Here is a 17,497-nt window from a genome sequence, read left to right on the forward strand (position 1 = left end):
CCTCAAGCCCCCTTGGCCGCGGTACGGACCAGGACGAGGCCGCCGTTCGGACCGGGGACCGCGCCCTTGATGAGCAGCAGACCCTTCTCCGCGTCAACGGCGTGGACGGTCAGGTTCTGGGTGGTGACCCGCTCGTTGCCCATGCGGCCCGCCATGCGCATGCCCTTGAAGACACGGCCCGGGGTGGCACAGCCACCGATGGAGCCAGGCTTACGGTGCACGCGGTGGGCACCGTGGGAAGCCTTGCCACCCTTGAAGTTGTGGCGCTTCATGACACCGGCGAAGCCCTTGCCCTTGCTCTTGCCCGTGACATCAACCTTGATGCCGGACTCGAACACCTGGGCGGTGATCTCCTGGCCCAGCGTGTACTCGCTGGCGTCAGGGGTGCGGAGCTCCACCAGGTGGCGGCGCGGAGTCACGTCGGCCTTGGCGAAGTGACCCTTGAGGGGCTTGTTCACCTTGCGAGGGTCGATCTCGCCGAAGGCGATCTGGACCGACTCGTAGCCGTCGATGTCGTTCGTACGGACCTGCGTCACGACGCACGGCCCGGCCTTGACGACGGTCACCGGGACAACCCGGTTGTTCTCGTCCCAGACCTGGGTCATGCCGAGCTTCTCGCCCAGGACGCCCTTGATGTTCTTAGTCATCTCGCGCGTCACCTCAGAGCTTGATCTCGATGTCGACGCCTGCCGGCAGGTCGAGACGCATCAGCGAGTCAACCGTCTTCGGCGTGGGGTCGAGAATGTCGATGAGGCGCTTGTGCGTGCGCATCTCGAAGTGCTCGCGCGAGTCCTTGTACTTGTGCGGCGACTTGATGACGCAGTACACGTTCTTCTCAGTGGGCAGCGGCACCGGGCCTGCGACCGACGCACCAGTTCGCGTCACCGTCTCGACGATCTTCTTTGCCGAAGAGTCGATGACCTCGTGGTCGTAGGCCTTGAGCCGGATGCGGATCTTCTGTCCCGCCATGGCTACTCAGTAGTCCTGTCTCTCGTAACGCTCTGGGACCCGGCAGGTCCTGCATCCGCCTCCGACCCACGCGGTCGGGCGTGTCGCATTCCCTCTACGAAGATCTCCCGAAGGATTTCCCAACCAAGGGGTGCGGGCCAGTGACCGCGAGCCGGGGGACGAACACCCACCGGGCGCCTGGTCGGCACCCCGCTGACGCTTCCCGGAAGATTCCCGTACGTCCGCCTCAGCGCTGCCTTACGGCAGTTGGGGCGACGAGTACTGTGGGACTTGCTTCCAGTCCTCCCGACGGGAGGCGCGCAGCATCGGCACTCAACCGAGCAACCCCGATAGTCTGCCATACGGGTCACCACGGACGCCAATCGCGGCCGGAGACTGTACCCCAGCACTCCCCCGGCCGGACGCGGGCCACCTGTGAGGCCGTACGGGGCGGTCGCGGGGCGGGGCTCCTCTTCACCTCAATGGGTGAATACAAACTGGTTCTGCATATGCCATGGGATATGCCCGGTAGCTTGAAACTCATGGCCGCCGACCTCTCCTTCTTCCGTTCGGAGACCTCCCAGCGTCTGCGGGCGGAGGGCCGTGCAGAAGGTGAAGCGAAGGGTGAAGCGAAATCCGTTCTGCGGATCCTTGACCGGCGCGGTATCGCGACCACTCAGGAAGTGATCGACCGGATCACCGCCTGCGCCGACCCGGACACCCTCCTGAGCTGGCTCGACCGGGCGCTCACCGCCACCACGGCGGACGACCTCTTCACCGAGGACTGACCGGCCCGGCTCGCCGCAACGCCGCACAGCAAGCCGGCCCCGCTCCAGCAGGAGCGGGGCCGGCCGTTACCACAGGTGTTTCAGCGGGCCTCTCAGATGACGCCCTGCGCCAGCATCGCGTCCGCGACCCGTTCGAATCCGGCGATGTTGGCGCCGGTCACGTAGTTGCCGGGGGCGCCGTAGCGCTCGGCGGTCTCGTAGCAGGTGTGGTGGATGTCGCGCATGATCCGCAGCAGTTCGTCCTCGACGCGCGCGGGCGTCCAGGTGTCACGGGCCGCGTTCTGCTGCATCTCCAGGGCGCTGACCGCGACCCCGCCCGCGTTGGCCGCCTTGCCGGGGCCGAAGGCGACTCCCGCCTCGTGCAGGACGTCCACGGCCTCCAGGGTGGCCGGCATGTTGGCGCCCTCGGAGACGGCCTTGACCCCGTTGCGTACGAGGGTCGCCGCGGCGTCGGCGTCGAGTTCGTTCTGGGTGGCCGAGGGCAGTGCGATGTCCGCGGGCACGTCCCAGACGCTGCCGCCGCTGATGTACCGGGCGGACCCGCCGCGGCGCTCCGCGTACTCACTGATGCGGGCGCGTTCGACCTCCTTGACCTGCTTCAGGAGTTCGACGTCGATGCCCTTGTCGTCGATGACGTAGCCACCGGAGTCCGAGCAGGTCAGAGCGTTGGCCCCGAGGGCCTTGAGCTTCTCGATGGTGTAGATGGCGACGTTGCCCGACCCGGAGACCACCGCGGTCTGACCCTGCAGGTCCTCGCCGCGGCGGCGCAGCATTTCGGCGGCGAAGTAGACGTTCCCGTATCCGGTCGCCTCGGGCCTGATCGCCGAGCCGCCCCAGGAGGCGCCCTTGCCGGTGAGGACACCGGACTCCCAGCGGTTGGTGATGCGCCGGTACTGGCCGAAGAGATAGCCGATCTCGCGGCCGCCGACGCCGATGTCACCGGCGGGCACGTCGGTGTGCGCGCCGATGTGCCGGTGCAGTTCCGTCATGAAGGACTGGCAGAAGCGCATGACCTCGGAGTCGGAGCGGCCGTGCGGGTCGAAGTCGCTGCCGCCCTTGCCGCCGCCGATGCCAAGACCGGTCAGCGCGTTCTTGAAGACCTGCTCGAAGCCGAGGAACTTCACGATGCCGATGTTCACCGACGAGTGGAAGCGCAGACCGCCCTTGTACGGGCCGAGCGCACTGTTGAACTCCACCCGGAAGCCGCGGTTGACGTGCACCCTCCCCCGGTCGTCCTGCCAGGGCACCCGGAAGATGATCTGCCGCTCCGGCTCGCAGAGACGTTCCACCAGGCTCGCCTGCGCGTAGTCGTCCCGCACGGCCAGCACCGGCGCCAGGCTCTCCAGTACTTCGTGAACTGCCTGGTGGAACTCGGGCTGGGCCGGGTTGCGGTGCTCGATCTCGGTGCGCAGGGCAGCGAGCTTGTCCTTCGAAGAACTCGTGGTTGGCGGTGTCACAGGTGTCCCTTCCGGTCGGGCGCAGACGACGGCCGCCCGTGTGCGGCGGGCGGTCGTCGGCCCCAGTGTCTCCCCTCCACGATCGTCCCGGCGAGAACGCCTGCGCCCAGCCGTCCGGCTATTGAGACGGCCGGCGGGCCGGCGGGCCCAGCGCGGCGGCATGCACGGCGGCGATGACGAACGGTTTTCCCGACCATTTCGCGCAGATTCGTTTTGTCGGGCGTCGAGCGAGTGAACGGGCCCGCAGGCCCGCCGTATCCGGGCCGGCAGCCGACCGGGAAGTGCAGGAAGCCGGACGTCCGCACCACGACCGGCCTCGGAGAACCGCTCGTCGACGAGCGGAAGCTGGGCGTGACACCCAGGGAAGCCCGAGCGGCTCGCGACGTACCCCGGTGTCTACGTACTGCCCAGGGGGGAGCACGGCACCGTCGTGGCGATGGCGGAGTGCAACAGGGGCCGGCTCTACGCGTACGACCCCGCGCCGGGAGCAGCCGGTCCGCTCAAGCTGGGCGGCTATTACCCGATGCTCAACAAGGGCTCACGCTCGTACCCCACTTACGGCTCCCAGGTCCTGCTGCCGCTCACGCCGGGCAGGCCCGGAGCGACGGCCCGGGTGCTGGTGGTCGGCGGGCAGCATCACCGCCAAGGCGCTCGGCAACCCGGCCGCCGCGCCTCCGGGCTACTACCAGCTCATCGTCGTGGACGCCGCGGGCACGCCGTCGCCGGGCCGGATGGTACGGGTCACCGGGTAGCTCCAGGGTTTCGTCAAAGCCTCGTCAGGGTTTCGTCAGCGCATCGTCCGTGACGCCCGCCGCCACGGACGGGCCCGGGGCGGCGGGCGCCACGGAACCCGCTCCACCGCCCCTACCTCCCGTAACAGCGTCCCGCCCGGAGGCAACCTCCGCTCCGGGAACCCCGTCAAGCAGACCGGGAGAGCACGGGAGGGCCCGTGCAGGGGAGCGGACGGAGCACCTTCACATGGGGATATCGCGCATCGGGATATCGCAGAGGGGGATATCTCAGGAGATATCACGCAAGGGGAGATCGCACGGAGGAGTACCGAGCAGGGGGATGCCGGAGGGGCCCGGCCCCGCACACCAGGGTTCCGGTCCCTCCCGCAGGTTCCTGCTCGCCGGGATCGGTACGGCCGCCGCGTCCGCCGCGCTCAGCGCCTGCTCCGTGCCCGCGTCGCCGCGCCGCACCACCAGCACCGCCGACCCGATGCCGGGCAAAGCGATATCCGTAGCCAGGCACGACCGGCTCATGCAGATACTGGCCCACCCCGACGACGACATGTACTTCATGAACCCGGACACCCAGCGGATGCTGGACTCCGGAACGCCCCTGGTCTGCGTGTACGTCACCGCAGGTGAGGCCACCGGCATCAACGTCATCGCGGGCCAGCCACACCCCGTCCCCGACAAGCCCGCCTACTCGTCGGCCCGCCACCAGGGCCTGCGCCAGGCGTACGCGGTGCAGCTGGGCCTCCCCCCGTTCACGGAGTGGCAGAAGGACGTCGTCACCCTCCGCGGTGGCATCCGCGCCGAGGTCGACACGCTGGTGCGGGGCACTCGCCGGGTCGAACTGGTATTCCTCAACACCGCCATGCACACCGCCCACGGGCGGCTCGGCCTGCCGTCGCTCTGGACCGACCGGGGGCTCAGCCTGCGGACCGTGGTCGCCGAAGGCTCCCCGCTCCAGGAGGCGGACGCGTACACGTACGACGCCATGGTCGACGTGCTCACCGGGCTGATGGCGCAGTACCGCCCGACCGTCATCCACACCCTCGACCCCGACCCGGACATCCAGCACAGCCCGACCGCCGTCCGCCGCAAGGACAGCGAGCAGGTCGGCTACTCCGACCACGCGGACCACACCGCCACCGCCTCCTTCAGCTGGGCGGCGATGATCCGCTGGGTCGCGGAGGCTACACAGGGGAAGGGCGAGGTGCCCGCCTTCGTCGCCACGGCCTACCGGGGCTACTACAACCGCCACTGGCCGAAGAACCTGTCGCCGAAGGTGCTCGCCCAGAAGGCCGCGAACCTGCTCCCGTACGGCGGCAACGAGGCCTGGAACTGCGGGAACCCGGGCGGCTGCGGCGACTACAACGTGGGCGTCGGCCGGCCGCTGACCAACAAGAAGGGGTGGGTCCGCTCGACCCACTACCGCTATCCGGGCCCGCGCCCCGTCCTGGCCACCGAGCAGGACGGGCACCTCGTCGGGTACGGGGTCCTCGGCCTGCGCGCGGTGCGCTGGCGGGAGACGGCGCCGGGCAGCGGACAGTGGGGGTCGCCGCACGACCTGGGCGGCGGACCGCTGGCCCCGACGCTCGGTGCGGCCGCGCTCAAGGACGGCCGGCAGCTGCTGTTCGCGCTGCGGTTCGCTTCGATAGCCGGGCACGGCTCGACCAACACGCGGGAGATAGTGCTGCTCCAACAGAGCACGCCCGGTGGGAAGTTCGCGGCCTGGACCGGGCTCGGCAACCCGGAGAGCGACCCGGACCGGGGCCGTCGAATAGGCGTCCCCGTCGCGGTCACCGACCGCGCGGGGCACGTGCACCTCTTCATACGCGACGCCGCCCAGGGCATCAGCACCCGGGTCCGTTCCACCGCGGGGAGCTGGTCCCCCTGGCGGAGCCTGGGTGGCGGCCAGATCCAGGACGGACTCTCCGCCACGGTCGACTCGGCGGGCCTGGTCCATGTCTTCGCCTCGGGCCGGGACACCGTGCACCACTGGGCCCAGACCGTGGCGGGCGGGCCTGTGGAACTGCACCCGGACCCCCTCCTGCCGCTGCCCGGCGACTTCCCCACCGCGACCGCCGCGCCGGACGGCGGCGTGGATGTGTACTACCGCAGGCCCGCGACGGCCGCGACCACCCATGTGCACCTGGGCGGCACCCGGCCCGGCGCCCGCGCCGGAACCCGCGCCGACTCCCGCGCCGCGGAGCCCGCGCTGCTCGGCCAGGACGACCGGGGCCGCATCCAGCTCCTGCTGAACGGGAAGGTGCTGCGGCGCACCGACGGCGTCGTACCGCTCTCGGGGGCCACCTTGCTGGCCGAGGGTGCCACGAGCGCCGGGACCGCCGGGGACTCTTCCGGACCCACCGTGGCGGGTATCGGCCCGGGAGCACTCCCCTGGCTGTGGCGGCCGGTCCGGGACGTGTAGCCGTACCGGCGCACCGCGCTCACCTCATCGCTCACCGGACGGGCAACACAGAAGGGCCCCCGGTCCGCCGCGAACGGCGGGCCGGGGGCCCTCTGCTGTTACCAGGTGCTCTGTGTGAGCGACCAGGTCAGACCATCAAGTGATTACTTGAGGATCTTCGTGACCTGGCCGGCGCCCACGGTCCGGCCACCCTCACGGATGGCGAACTTCAGGCCCTCTTCCATGGCGACGGGCTGGATCAGCGAGACGCTCATGAGGGTGTTGTCGCCCGGCATGACCATCTCGGTGCCCTCGGGAAGGGTCACAACGCCCGTTACGTCCGTGGTACGGAAGTAGAACTGCGGGCGGTAGTTGTTGAAGAACGGGGTGTGACGGCCACCCTCGTCCTTCGACAGGATGTAGGCCTGGGCCTCGAACTCGGTGTGCGGCGTGACCGAACCGGGCTTGATGATGACCTGGCCGCGCTCGACGTCCTCGCGCTTGATGCCACGGAGGAGCAGACCGACGTTCTCACCGGCCTGGCCCTCGTCGAGCAGCTTGCGGAACATCTCGATGCCGGTGACCGTGGTGGTGGTCTTCTCCTGCTTGATGCCCACGATGTCAACGGTCTCGTTGACCTTGAGGACACCACGCTCGATACGACCGGTGACGACGGTGCCACGACCGGTGATCGTGAAGACGTCCTCGATCGGCATCAGGAACGGCTTCTCGACGTCACGCTCGGGCTGCGGGATCGACTCGTCGACGGCCTTCATCAGGTCGAGGACGGTCTGGCCCCACTCCTTGTCGCCCTCAAGGGCCTTGAGCGCCGAGACCTTGACGACCGGAAGGTCGTCGCCCGGGAACTCGTACTCGGAGAGGAGCTCACGGACCTCAAGCTCGACGAGCTCCAGGATCTCCTCGTCGTCCACCATGTCGGCCTTGTTCAGCGCGACAACGATGTACGGAACGCCGACCTGGCGGGCCAGGAGCACGTGCTCCTTGGTCTGCGGCATCGGGCCGTCGGTGGCCGCGACCACGAGGATGGCGCCGTCCATCTGCGCCGCACCCGTGATCATGTTCTTGATGTAGTCAGCGTGACCCGGGCAGTCGACGTGCGCGTAGTGACGCGACTCCGTCTGGTACTCGACGTGCGCGATCGAGATCGTGATACCGCGCTGGCGCTCCTCGGGAGCCTTGTCGATCTGGTCGAAGGCCGAGGCCTCGTTCAGGTCCGGGTACGCGTCATGCAGCACCTTGGTAATGGCGGCCGTGAGGGTCGTCTTACCGTGGTCAATGTGACCGATGGTGCCGATGTTGACGTGCGGCTTAGTCCGCTCGAACTTCGCCTTCGCCACTGGGTCCTCCTGGAGTGGTTCTGTACGCCTTGCTTCATCGGCGCCAGGTGATCTTTGCTGGGATGCCGGGGCCCGGGGCACCCGCCGCATTGCTTGCGCTCTGCGTCGAATGCCCCAGTGGCTCCGGTGATAAGCCTAAAGCGTGGACTCGGAAGAGTTACTCGCCCTTGGCCTTCGCGATGATCTCCTCGGCGACGTTCCGCGGAACCTCGGCGTAGGAGTCGAACTGCATCGAGTAGCTTGCGCGACCCGAGGTCTTGCTGCGGAGGTCTCCGACGTAGCCGAACATCTCCGAGAGGGGCACGAGGCCCTTCACGACGCGAGCGCCGCTGCGCTCCTCCATGGCCTGGATCTGGCCACGGCGGGAGTTGAGGTCGCCGATGACATCGCCCATGTAGTCCTCGGGCGTGGTGACCTCGACGGCCATCATCGGCTCAAGGAGCACGGGGGACGCCTTGCGGGCACCCTCCTTGAACGCCTGCGAACCGGCGATCTTGAAGGCGAGCTCCGAGGAGTCCACCTCGTGGTAGCCACCGTCGAGAAGGGTGATGCGGACACCCACCATCTCGTAACCGGCCAGGATGCCGAACTTCATGGCTTCCTGCGCGCCCGCGTCCACCGAGGGGATGTACTCACGGGGGATGCGGCCACCGGTGACCTTGTTCACGAACTCGTAGGTCGCGTCGCCGCCCTCGATGGGCTCCATCGCGATCTGCACCTTCGCGAACTGGCCGGTACCACCAGTCTGCTTCTTGTGCGTGTAGTCGATACGGTCGACGGTCTTGCGGATCGTCTCGCGGTACGCGACCTGGGGCTTGCCGACGTTCGCCTCGACGCGGAACTCGCGCTTCATGCGGTCGACGAGCACCTCAAGGTGAAGCTCGCCCATACCACCGATGATGGTCTGGCCGGTCTCCTCCTCGGAGTGGACCTGGAAGGAGGGGTCCTCCTCCGAGAGCCGCTGGATGGCGACACCCAGCTTCTCCTGGTCACCCTTGGACTTCGGCTCGATGGCGACCTCGATGACCGGTGCCGGGAAGTCCATGGACTCCAGGATCACCGGCTGCTTGTCGTCGCAGAGCGTCTCACCGGTCGTGGTCTGCTTCAGCCCCATGACGGCGATGATGTCGCCCGCGCCCACCGACGCGATCTCCTCACGCTTGTTCGCGTGCATACGGTAGATCTTGCCGATGCGCTCCTTCTTGCCCTTGACCGAGTTCAGCACCGCGGTGCCGGCCTCAAGGCGGCCCGAATAAATCCGGACGAAGGTGAGCTTGCCGAGGTGCGGGTCGCTCGCGATCTTGAACGCAAGACCGGAGAACGGCTCCTCGTCGGACGGCCGACGCTTGACGACCGTCTCGGGGTCCTTGACGTCGTGGCCCTCGATGGCCTCGACGTCCAGGGGGGACGGCAGGTAGCGGACGACCGCGTCGAGCAGGGGCTGGACGCCCTTGTTCTTGAAGGCCGTGCCACAGAAGACGGGAGTGACGGTGACGGAGTCCGCAGAGCCCTTGGAAGCAAGGGTGATACGGCGGATCGCCGCGTAGAGCTGCTCCTCGGTGGGCTCCTGGCCCTCCAGGTACAGCTCCATCATCTCGTCGTCGTTCTCCGAGACGGCTTCGAGCAGCTTGCCGCGCCACTCGTCGGCCGCCTCGGTGTGGGTCTCCGGGATGTCGACGACGTCGTACATCTCGCCCTTGGTCGCCTCGGCGGACCAGACAAAGGCCTTCATCGTCACGAGGTCGACGACGCCCTTGAAGTCGGCCTCGGCGCCGATCGGGAGCTGCATGACCAGCGGCACCGCACCGAGGCGGTCGACGATCATGTCGACGCAGCGGTGGAACTCGGCACCGGTACGGTCCAGCTTGTTGACGAAGCAGATACGCGGAACGCCGTAGCGGTCCGCCTGACGCCAGACAGTCTCGGACTGCGGCTCGACGCCCGCGACACCGTCGAACACGGTGACAGCGCCGTCGAGGACGCGGAGCGAACGCTCCACCTCGACGGTGAAGTCGACGTGACCCGGGGTGTCGATGATGTTGATCGTGTGATCGACATCGTTGAGCGGCCAGTGGCAGGTCGTCGCGGCCGACGTGATCGTGATGCCGCGCTCCTGCTCCTGCTCCATCCAGTCCATCGTGGCTGCGCCGTCGTGGACTTCACCGATCTTGTAGCTCACACCGGTGTAGAAGAGGATCCGCTCAGTGGTGGTCGTCTTGCCCGCGTCGATGTGGGCCATGATCCCAATGTTGCGGACCTTGGCCAGGTCAAGCGAAGTGGTGGCCATAAGGCTCAATCTTCTCTCGGTCTCGATGTGGGTAGCGACTACCAGCGGTAGTGCGCGAAGGCCTTGTTGGACTCGGCCATCTTGTGGGTGTCCTCACGCTTCTTGACGGCAGCGCCAAGACCGTTCGAGGCGTCGAGCAGCTCGTTGGTGAGCCGCTCGGTCATCGTCTTCTCGCGACGGGCGCGGGAGTAGCCGACGACCCAGCGCAGCGCGAGGGTGGCGGCGCGACCGGGCTTGACCTCGATCGGCACCTGGTAGGTGGCGCCACCGACACGGCGGGACTTGACCTCAAGAGACGGCTTGACGTTCTCAAGCGCGCGCTTCAGCGTGATGACCGGGTCGGCGCCGGTCTTCTCGCGAAGGCCCTCCATGGCGCCGTACACGATCCGCTCGGCGGTGGAACGCTTGCCGTTCAGCAGGATCTTGTTGATCAGCGAGGTGACAAGAGGAGAACCATAGACCGGATCAATGATGACCGGGCGCTTCGGGGCGGGGCCCTTACGAGGCATTCTTACTTCTCCTTCTTGGCGCCGTAGCGGCTGCGGGCCTGCTTGCGGTTCTTGACACCCTGGGTGTCGAGCGAACCGCGGATGATCTTGTAGCGAACACCGGGCAGGTCCTTCACACGGCCACCACGCACGAGCACGATCGAGTGCTCCTGCAGGTTGTGTCCCTCACCCGGGATGTAGGCCGTGACCTCAATGCCGGAGGTCAGACGAACACGCGCGACCTTGCGGAGCGCCGAGTTGGGCTTCTTCGGGGTGGTCGTGAAGACACGGGTGCAGACACCACGACGCTGGGGCGAGCCCTCAAGCGCGGGAGTCTTGTTCTTCTCGACCTTGTCCTGCCGGCCCTTCCGGACCAGCTGCTGGATCGTAGGCACTACTTCTCCGGTTTCTGTGTGCCGTGTAGAACTAACCTGGAACCACTCCGACCCACGCGGTCGGGTGTGTCGAATACTGCAGACCCCCGCCGAAGTGGCGGGAAGGGCACAGATTGCGGTGGTCACTTACAGCTCGTCATGCGGTTGAAGACACGCACAGGAGCCAGGGCACACCCCAGGCACAAGGTCAGAGCGTACCTACCGCATCGACTGCGGTCAAAACAAATGCCCCGGGCCGTGACGCACCGGAGATGTCACCCCTCCGCCGCGGCCCCTCCCGCGGCCCGGACCTGCCGGTTCGGAGATCATCCCGGCACTCCCGGACCCGGAGCACCGCTCCGTCGGCTACGTTGATCGATCCGCTGTGCTGATTCGGGGGCCGATATGACAGCAGCGTACTTACCCGCCGACGGAGGACTGGACGACCGCGTTCCGTTTCTGGCCCGGCTGGAGAGCGAGGACCGGGCGGCGCTGCTCGCGCTTGGTCATGAACTGGCCTTCGCGCCCAGGGTCACCCTGCTCCACCAGCGCGAGCCGTCCTCCCATGTGCTGTTCGTCCTGACCGGCTGGACGAAGGTCACCGCCTCGGCTGCCAACGGGTACGAGGCCCTGCTCGCCCTGCGCGGCCCCGGCGACGTCATCGGCGAGTCCGCCGCGCTGACCGGCCGCCCGCGCTCGGCGACGGTGACCGCGCTGGAGCCGGTCCGCGCCGTGGCCGTCGAGCACGAGCGCTTCACCGGGCTCCTCGGCCGCTCCCCCGCCATCTCCTTCGCCCTCCTCGGGCTGGCGTCGGACCGGACCCGCGCCGCGGACCGGCGCCGGCTCGAATTCGCCTCCATGGCCGTGCGGGAACGCTTCGCCGTGCTGCTGCTCGACCTCGCACGTACGCACGGCCGGCGCACCGAAGAGGGAATCGAGCTGACCGTCCCGCTGAGCAAACAGGAGCTCGCGGGCTCCGTGGGCGCCTCACGGGAGATGGTCCAGCGGCTGCTCAAGGAGTTGCGGGAGCGCGGAGCCGTGGTCACCGGGCGACGGACTCTGCTGATCACCCGGCCGGATGTGCTGCGCCTGATCGCGCGCGCCGGACAGCCCGCCGTGGACGGTCGGCGCACGGGAACCGCTGACTGAGAGTGAGCGTCCGTTCATCCGGAGCGACTCTGTGCACACGGTCACACTCCCAGTGCGTCAGGCGCCCTCACCACCGCGGCCTCGCAGAGCCCAAGCTGCTGCCCACGCCGGAAAACCACCCGAGAGGTGACCATGAACGATCCCGTGAGCCGGACGATCCTGCTGCTGGACATCGAGAAGTACAGCGACCGGGACGACATCGAGCAGGCGTACCTGCGGCGCATGCTGTACGGCATCGCCGACCGTGCCCTGGAGAGCGCCGGCATCGACGAGACGTACCGGCTGCGTGCCGACCGCGGTGACTCCGTGATGGAACTGATCGATGCCAACGCCTCGGTGACCGCGCTGCTGCGGGCGCTGCTGACCGAGGTGCCGGCCCAGTTGCGCGCGGTGAACCGGATGGCGTCCCGCTCGGCGCAGATCCGGCTGCGTGCCGTGGTCTCCACCGGGTACGTCGCGATCGACCAGCACGGCTGGGTGGGCACCGACCTCAACCACGCCTGCCGGCTGCTCGACGCGGAGGTGCTGCGAGCCGCCCTGCGGGAGCGCTCCGACGACTTCGCGCTCTGTGTCGCGCAGAGCGTGCACGACGGGATCGTCCGGCACGACCACCCCGGCATTCCCAGGAACGCCTTCCACGCCATCACCGCGGCCAGCAAGAACGGGCCGCTGGCGGCCTGGCTGCACGGGCCGGTGCCAAGCACCGGGCTTGGCGGGACGGCAGGGCCCGGCACGGCAGAGACTCCGGCGCCGGACGGATCGGGGGACCGCCCGGCGCCGGACCAGGACCCCGCGTCCCGGCCCGGCGAGACCACTCAGGGCACAGCCAGCACAGCGAGCCCGGGAAGCCCAGTGAGCGCCGGGAGCGCGAGGAGCGCCGGCGCCGTCTTCAACTTCGGTGCGGGCGCTCCCCGGTTCGGCGGCAGCCTGGTCGGCGGTGACCAGCACGGGGTCTCCGGCGGCACGGTGACCGGCGACGTACACCTCGGTGGCAGGGGCGAGCCGGAGGGGACCGGGCGACCGTGAGCACAACAGCACCGCCGCCGCCCGTCCCCGGCCGGCAGCGCGCGGCCGCACCGGACGCACCGCAGCCACCGCCCGGCGACAGCCGCCCCGCCGGGCCCGCGCAGCCCACCGAACCCGGCGAGCCGGAGGAACGGTCCCAGGAGGCACGCGCGGCACAACGCGAACTCTTCGCCCACGCACCGGAGTTCATCCTCGGATCGGCGGCTTCCTTCGGCGGCTCCCTGGTCGGCGGGGCGCAGCACGGTGTATCCGGTGGCCAGGTCGCGGGCGACGTCTTCCTGGGCGGCAAGACCGAGATCCACCACCACACCTCAGCGGCCGGCGGTTCCGTCCACTCCGCCGGGGAGATCCCCCGCACGGAACTGGACCGCCTGTCCGGCGACTTCGTCGAGGGCCCGTCCTTCGCGGCCGCCCTGGAGCGCCTGCGCACCGAGCGGGTCCTCGTACTGTCGGGTCAGCACGCGACCGGCCGCCGGACAGCGGCGCTGATGCTGCTGGACCGGCTGGGCGTGCCCACCGTCCGGGCGCTGCAACCGGAGACCGGCCCTTCGGCGCTGCCCGCCCAGCTGACCGGTTCCGGCGGGCATGTGCTGTGCGACATGCCGCTGAGCCGCAACAGGCCGCTGCGGGACGCCCATCTGTACGCGGCGGCGGACCGGCTCAAGCAGTTCGACGACGGCTATCTGGTGATCACCGTCGAAGCGTCCCCGTACCTGCCGGGTGTCACTCCCTTCTGCTGGGAGCCGCCGCCCGCCGAGGAGGTGCTGCGGGCCTTCCTCGCCGCGCGGAAGACCGGCGGCGCGGAGACCGAGCGGCTGCTGACGCTCGACCCGGTGCGGGAGTTCCTGGCGCACGGCCACCACCGGTGCGCTGAAGCCGCCGAATTCGCCGGAAGGCTGGCCGAGTACGACGGCACCGCGGCGGCGCTCGCAGGGCTCGCGGGTTTCAGTCTCAGCGCGGTGGAGAAGCAGTGCCGCGACTGGCTGAGTGCCCCGGACAGCGAACTGGGGCTGCGGGACAAGGCGTTCCTGATCTCACTCTCCGTGTTCGACGGCGCTCCGTACGTCCTGGCCGCCGAGCTCGGCGACCGGCTCTTCGTCAACCTCCAGCGGCTCCAGCATCCCGAGCAGGAGCCCGCGATCCCCGTCTTCGGACCGTCGGCGTCCGACCGGCTCGCCCTGGCCCGCGCCGAGGGCGTGACCCGTAACGAATCGACCGACTGGGGGCCCGTCCCGCAGTATCTGGCGCACTTCCGGGAGCCGCGGACCGCGCACACCCTGCTCACCGAGGTGTGGACCGGTCACCCCTCGGCGCGCCCCGCCCTGGTGGACTGGCTGAAACAGCTCGCCAGGGACGGCCGTCCGATGGTCCGCACCCGGGCAGCAGCCGCGGCCGCGATGCTGGCGGCCGCCGATCTGCCGTCGGCGATGGCGGCCCTGGTCGACGGGTGGGCGCTCTCCCGCTCCTTCGGCCCCCGGGTGACAGCGGCGAACGCCCTGACCCTGGCCCAGCTGTTGGAGGCGCCGGCGATCCTGCGGCTGCTGACGCAGTGGTGCGGCGACGCGCACTGGGCCCGCCGCTGGACCGCCATCCGGGCGTTCGCGCTGCTCGCTCCGGTGCGCCCGGACCTGGCGGCGTCGGCGCTCCAGGCGCTCGCGGCCCGCGCCAGAGCCGAGGACAGCAGCCCGGCGGAGAGCCGCAATCTCACGGAGTCCACCGCGCTCCTGCTCTCCGGCGGAAACCGCGGCGAGATGCTCGCCGAGCTCGTCAGGCTGCTCCAGGACACCGCTCCGGTCCGCGGGCTCGCCCTCGCCGCCTTCGTGCGCGCCTGCGAAAGCGACGAAGAGGGCAGCCTGGTCGACTGGTACGCCGAGTCCGGCAGCTACGACGCGGGCCCGGCCCGCGACCTGGCCATGCTGTGGCGCACCGCCCTGGGGGACCGCGCACACACCAAGGCGGCGCTGGACGCCCTGCGGACCTGGCTGTACGCGGGTGAGCGCCGGCCCGACGCCGGACAGGCGCTGACCCTGCTGCTTCCGGAGCTGGTCACCACGGCCGCCGACCACGGCAGGCTGGACCATCTGCTGCGCACGCTGCGGTCCGCGGACGGCTCACCGGAGCGTCCCCGGATCGCCGACCGGTTGCTGTCGGTCCTCAATCCGCGGAGTGCCTGAGCCGGGATGTCCGTCTTTCCATCAGATCCATCGAGGAGTTGACCCGCATGGCGGACTTCCGCCGTCAGCCGGAGTGGCAGCAGAACGCCGACCGGCACAGCCATCTGATCGACCCCGTGCTCACGTACCGGCCCATCTCGCGGTTCGACTACACGGCCCGCAGGACGATGACCGCGATCGACCACGCGCTGGTCTTCACCACGGCCAAGGGTGAGTACGACGCCTTCCTGCCGCCGCACCGGCCCACCCGCTCGGAGGCCGCGAGCCGCCGCTACACCTCCGTGTACGAAGTGGACACGGGCAGCCACAGCGTCCAGCTGGAGGTGCAACTGCCCAGCGATGACGACGCGTTCTCCTTCGGTGTGAGCGCCGATCTGACCTGGCGGGTCGCTGATCCGGTCCGCTTCGTGACCTCCGGCGAACGCGATGTGCCGGCCCGGCTCACCAGGGAGCTGCAGCAGCTCACCCGGCCGGTCGGCCGCCGGTACCCGATCGAGGACAGTGCGGGGGCCGAGGCCGCCGTGCAGAAGGAACTGCAGACGGTCGACTTCGCCGCCGGTATCGGCATCCAGGTCACCTGCACGGTGAGGTTGCGCCAGGACGACGAGGCGATCGCCCACCGCCGCCGCAAGCGGGATCTGCGGTACGAGAACGAGATGCTCGCCCCGGAGCACGAGTACCGGATGCGGCTGGCGCAGCAGGAACACGAGTTGCAGGCGACGCAGCTGCGCAATGAGCACGAACTGATGGCCAAGAAGATCGAGTTCTACCAGTTCCATCTTCAGCACGGCGGGGTGGCCGCCTGGGCTCTGCACCTCGCCCAGCATCCGGAGGACACCCAGGCTGCCACCAGCGGGATCCGCCACGACCAGCTCTCTCTCATCCAGAGCCAGCTCGAACTGATCGGCGGGGACGCCCTGGAGGACTACCAGAAGGCGGAGTCGGCCAAGTACGCGCTGCGCGTGGTGAACAATCTCATCCGCCAGCAGGTGGGGCCGGGCATGGCCCCACCGCCCATGCCCGGCGAGGCACAGGCGCTGCCGACCGGGGAGGATTCCAGGCCGACCTACGGCACGCCGGAACCGGACAGCCCCCAGGACGCACCGCCGGCCCCCGGCGCTCCCGGCACGTACGGGCGCGAGACACCCCCGGCACCTCCCATGCCCCCGCACCCCCCTTCGGGAAGTGCCCCGGTATGAGGTCACCCGAGACCCGTCCGGCTCCGCGGGGCCCCCGGGACGGCGACGGCACCAGGCCTGCCACAGCGCCTGGCTCCTTGCCCTTACCCGAGCCCGGTCTCTTACCCTCACCCTCACCCGAGCCCCAGCCTGTCCCGTCACCCGAGCCTGTCCCCGCACACGCACCCTCACCAGAGCCCGAGCCCGAGCCCATACCCGGACCGGGCCCTGGCCCGTCCCCCGGTCCCCTGCCGGACACGCCCGTCCCCGCCTCCGGCGCCCCGTCCGCAGAGCAACTGCCGGCGGAGCGGCTCCTCGTGGAGCTGCGGGCGGAGATATCACGCGCCGACAACAAGGCAGCCGTGCTGGTAGCAGCGCTGGGCATGACCGCGGGTGTTTTCAGCGCGCTGCTCGCCGGGCGCGGCTGGACGCCGAACGCGCTGTCGGCGCCGGCAGCCTTCTTCTGGTGGTCGGGCGCAGCGGCGCTCGCCCTTTCGCTGTTCGCCCTGCTGCTGGCCGTGCTGCCGCGCTACCGCACCCGCGACTGGGCCCCGGGGCAGCCGCTCTGCTACTTCGGTGACATCCAACAGGCTGTCCGGGCCGGCCAGTTGGAACCCGCGCTCGCGGACACCGCCCGGAATCCGGCTGCCGTGTTCACGGCGGCCCTCACCGAGACCAGCCGGATCGCCGCCCGGAAGCACCACTGGATCCGTACCGGCCTCATCGCGTTCTGCGTCGGCACCGCGCTCCTGCCCGCTTCACTGCTCATCGGCTGACGTCACGCCACTCCGAAGGAACATCGCCATGGTCCAGCCGCCCGATCCTGCCCAGCCCCCGGCACCGCCCACCGGGAACACCCCGGCCCCACCGGCGTACCCCCGAGCACCCGACACCCCCGTACCACCGCAATACCCCGGCACAACCGAAACTCCCGCACCACCGCCACCCCAGTACCCCCAAACACCCGACACCCCCGCACCACCGGCGTACCCCGGCACAACCGAAACTCCCGCACCACCGCCACCCCAGTACCCCCAAGCACCCGGCACCCCCGCACCACCCCGGTACCCGGCCGATACGGCGTTCCGGGCCTCCGTACCACCGCAGTACGGCGGCCCGCCTCCGG

The 17,497-nt window shown here is 69.4% G+C and carries 15 protein-coding genes; 8 read left to right on the plus strand and 7 right to left on the minus strand.

What is annotated here, in order from left to right:
* Positions 1 to 2: 2 nt before the first annotated feature.
* Both rplC and rpsJ read right to left on the minus strand, forming a co-directional pair.
* Positions 3 to 647, minus strand: coding sequence for a 50S ribosomal protein L3 (gene rplC / locus OG385_RS11510; RefSeq protein WP_250299280.1), 645 nt, complete (start codon positions 645 to 647; stop codon positions 3 to 5).
* 13 nt (positions 648 to 660) lie between these two features.
* Entirely contained in the window at positions 661 to 969 is a 309-nt protein-coding gene (gene rpsJ / locus OG385_RS11515) for a 30S ribosomal protein S10 (RefSeq protein ID WP_003948644.1), read from the minus strand.
* A 521-nt stretch (positions 970 to 1,490) separates the two neighbouring features.
* Between rpsJ and OG385_RS11520 the strand changes: the two genes are divergently transcribed.
* A complete protein-coding gene (locus OG385_RS11520) occupies positions 1,491 to 1,736 on the plus strand; it encodes a hypothetical protein (protein WP_266854270.1) in 246 nt (81 codons plus the stop codon).
* Between the two features lie 92 nt (positions 1,737 to 1,828).
* Here the strand turns inward: OG385_RS11520 and gdhA are convergent, their stop codons facing one another.
* Positions 1,829 to 3,193 (minus strand): NADP-specific glutamate dehydrogenase, encoded by a 1,365-nt coding sequence (gene gdhA, locus OG385_RS11525; protein ID WP_266854271.1) that lies wholly within the window; start codon positions 3,191 to 3,193, stop codon positions 1,829 to 1,831.
* Between the two features lie 173 nt (positions 3,194 to 3,366).
* On the opposite strand from gdhA, the gene OG385_RS37460 reads away from it, so the two are divergent.
* Both OG385_RS37460 and OG385_RS11530 read left to right on the plus strand, forming a co-directional pair.
* Positions 3,367 to 3,945, plus strand: a complete 579-nt coding sequence (locus OG385_RS37460; protein ID WP_353963165.1) for a galactose oxidase-like domain-containing protein — start codon at positions 3,367 to 3,369, stop codon at positions 3,943 to 3,945.
* A gap of 319 nt (positions 3,946 to 4,264) precedes the next feature.
* Entirely contained in the window at positions 4,265 to 6,358 is a 2,094-nt protein-coding gene (locus OG385_RS11530) for a PIG-L family deacetylase (protein WP_266854273.1), read from the plus strand.
* Between the two features lie 143 nt (positions 6,359 to 6,501).
* On the opposite strand, the gene tuf is transcribed toward OG385_RS11530, so the two are convergent.
* From tuf to rpsL, 4 genes are all read right to left on the minus strand, one after another.
* Entirely contained in the window at positions 6,502 to 7,695 is a 1,194-nt protein-coding gene (gene tuf, locus OG385_RS11535) for an elongation factor Tu (protein WP_266854275.1), read from the minus strand.
* 157 nt (positions 7,696 to 7,852) lie between these two features.
* Positions 7,853 to 9,982, minus strand: coding sequence for an elongation factor G (gene fusA / locus OG385_RS11540; RefSeq protein ID WP_266854277.1), 2,130 nt, complete (start codon positions 9,980 to 9,982; stop codon positions 7,853 to 7,855).
* Positions 9,983 to 10,020: 38 nt separating this feature from the next.
* Positions 10,021 to 10,491: a 30S ribosomal protein S7 gene (gene rpsG, locus OG385_RS11545; protein WP_164264073.1), complete on the minus strand. Its 471-nt coding sequence runs from the start codon at positions 10,489 to 10,491 to the stop codon at positions 10,021 to 10,023.
* Positions 10,492 to 10,493: 2 nt separating this feature from the next.
* Positions 10,494 to 10,865, minus strand: a complete 372-nt coding sequence (gene rpsL / locus OG385_RS11550; protein ID WP_003948652.1) for a 30S ribosomal protein S12 — start codon at positions 10,863 to 10,865, stop codon at positions 10,494 to 10,496.
* A gap of 384 nt (positions 10,866 to 11,249) precedes the next feature.
* On the opposite strand from rpsL, the gene OG385_RS11555 reads away from it, so the two are divergent.
* The 5 genes from OG385_RS11555 to OG385_RS11575 all read left to right on the plus strand — a co-directional run bounded on the left by OG385_RS11555 (position 11,250) and on the right by OG385_RS11575 (position 17,147).
* On the plus strand, positions 11,250 to 11,993 hold the full coding sequence (locus OG385_RS11555) for a Crp/Fnr family transcriptional regulator (RefSeq protein WP_266854278.1): 744 nt from the start codon (positions 11,250 to 11,252) through the stop codon (positions 11,991 to 11,993).
* Between the two features lie 132 nt (positions 11,994 to 12,125).
* The gene (locus OG385_RS11560; RefSeq protein ID WP_266854279.1) at positions 12,126 to 13,019 is read left to right on the plus strand and encodes a hypothetical protein; all 894 of its coding nucleotides are present in this window, start codon (positions 12,126 to 12,128) and stop codon (positions 13,017 to 13,019) included.
* Positions 13,016 to 15,193, plus strand: coding sequence for a hypothetical protein (locus tag OG385_RS11565; RefSeq protein ID WP_266854281.1), 2,178 nt, complete (start codon positions 13,016 to 13,018; stop codon positions 15,191 to 15,193). Before OG385_RS11560 ends, OG385_RS11565 begins: the two co-directional genes overlap by 4 nt.
* Positions 15,194 to 15,240: 47 nt before the next feature.
* Positions 15,241 to 16,392, plus strand: a complete 1,152-nt coding sequence (locus tag OG385_RS11570; RefSeq protein ID WP_266854283.1) for an SPFH domain-containing protein — start codon at positions 15,241 to 15,243, stop codon at positions 16,390 to 16,392.
* A gap of 227 nt (positions 16,393 to 16,619) precedes the next feature.
* A complete protein-coding gene (locus OG385_RS11575; RefSeq protein ID WP_266860778.1) occupies positions 16,620 to 17,147 on the plus strand; it encodes a Pycsar system effector family protein in 528 nt (175 codons plus the stop codon).
* The last annotated feature ends 350 nt before the right edge of the window (positions 17,148 to 17,497 follow it).

The organism is Streptomyces sp. NBC_01306, assembly GCF_026340465.1.
GTDB lineage: Bacteria > Actinomycetota > Actinomycetes > Streptomycetales > Streptomycetaceae > Streptomyces.

Excerpts from the sequence above, each read along its gene's own strand:
- rplC (WP_250299280.1), bottom strand. The coding sequence starts at position 647 with ATGACTAAGAACATCAAGGGCGTCCTGGGCGAGAAGCTCGGCATGACC.
- rpsJ (WP_003948644.1), bottom strand. The coding sequence starts at position 969 with ATGGCGGGACAGAAGATCCGCATCCGGCTCAAGGCCTACGACCACGAG.
- OG385_RS11520 (WP_266854270.1), top strand. The coding sequence starts at position 1,491 with ATGGCCGCCGACCTCTCCTTCTTCCGTTCGGAGACCTCCCAGCGTCTG.
- OG385_RS37460 (WP_353963165.1), top strand. The coding sequence starts at position 3,367 with ATGACGAACGGTTTTCCCGACCATTTCGCGCAGATTCGTTTTGTCGGG.
- OG385_RS11530 (WP_266854273.1), top strand. The coding sequence starts at position 4,265 with ATGCCGGAGGGGCCCGGCCCCGCACACCAGGGTTCCGGTCCCTCCCGC.
- fusA (WP_266854277.1), bottom strand. The coding sequence starts at position 9,982 with ATGGCCACCACTTCGCTTGACCTGGCCAAGGTCCGCAACATTGGGATC.
- rpsG (WP_164264073.1), bottom strand. The coding sequence starts at position 10,491 with ATGCCTCGTAAGGGCCCCGCCCCGAAGCGCCCGGTCATCATTGATCCG.
- OG385_RS11555 (WP_266854278.1), top strand. The coding sequence starts at position 11,250 with ATGACAGCAGCGTACTTACCCGCCGACGGAGGACTGGACGACCGCGTT.
- OG385_RS11560 (WP_266854279.1), top strand. The coding sequence starts at position 12,126 with ATGAACGATCCCGTGAGCCGGACGATCCTGCTGCTGGACATCGAGAAG.
- OG385_RS11570 (WP_266854283.1), top strand. The coding sequence starts at position 15,241 with ATGGCGGACTTCCGCCGTCAGCCGGAGTGGCAGCAGAACGCCGACCGG.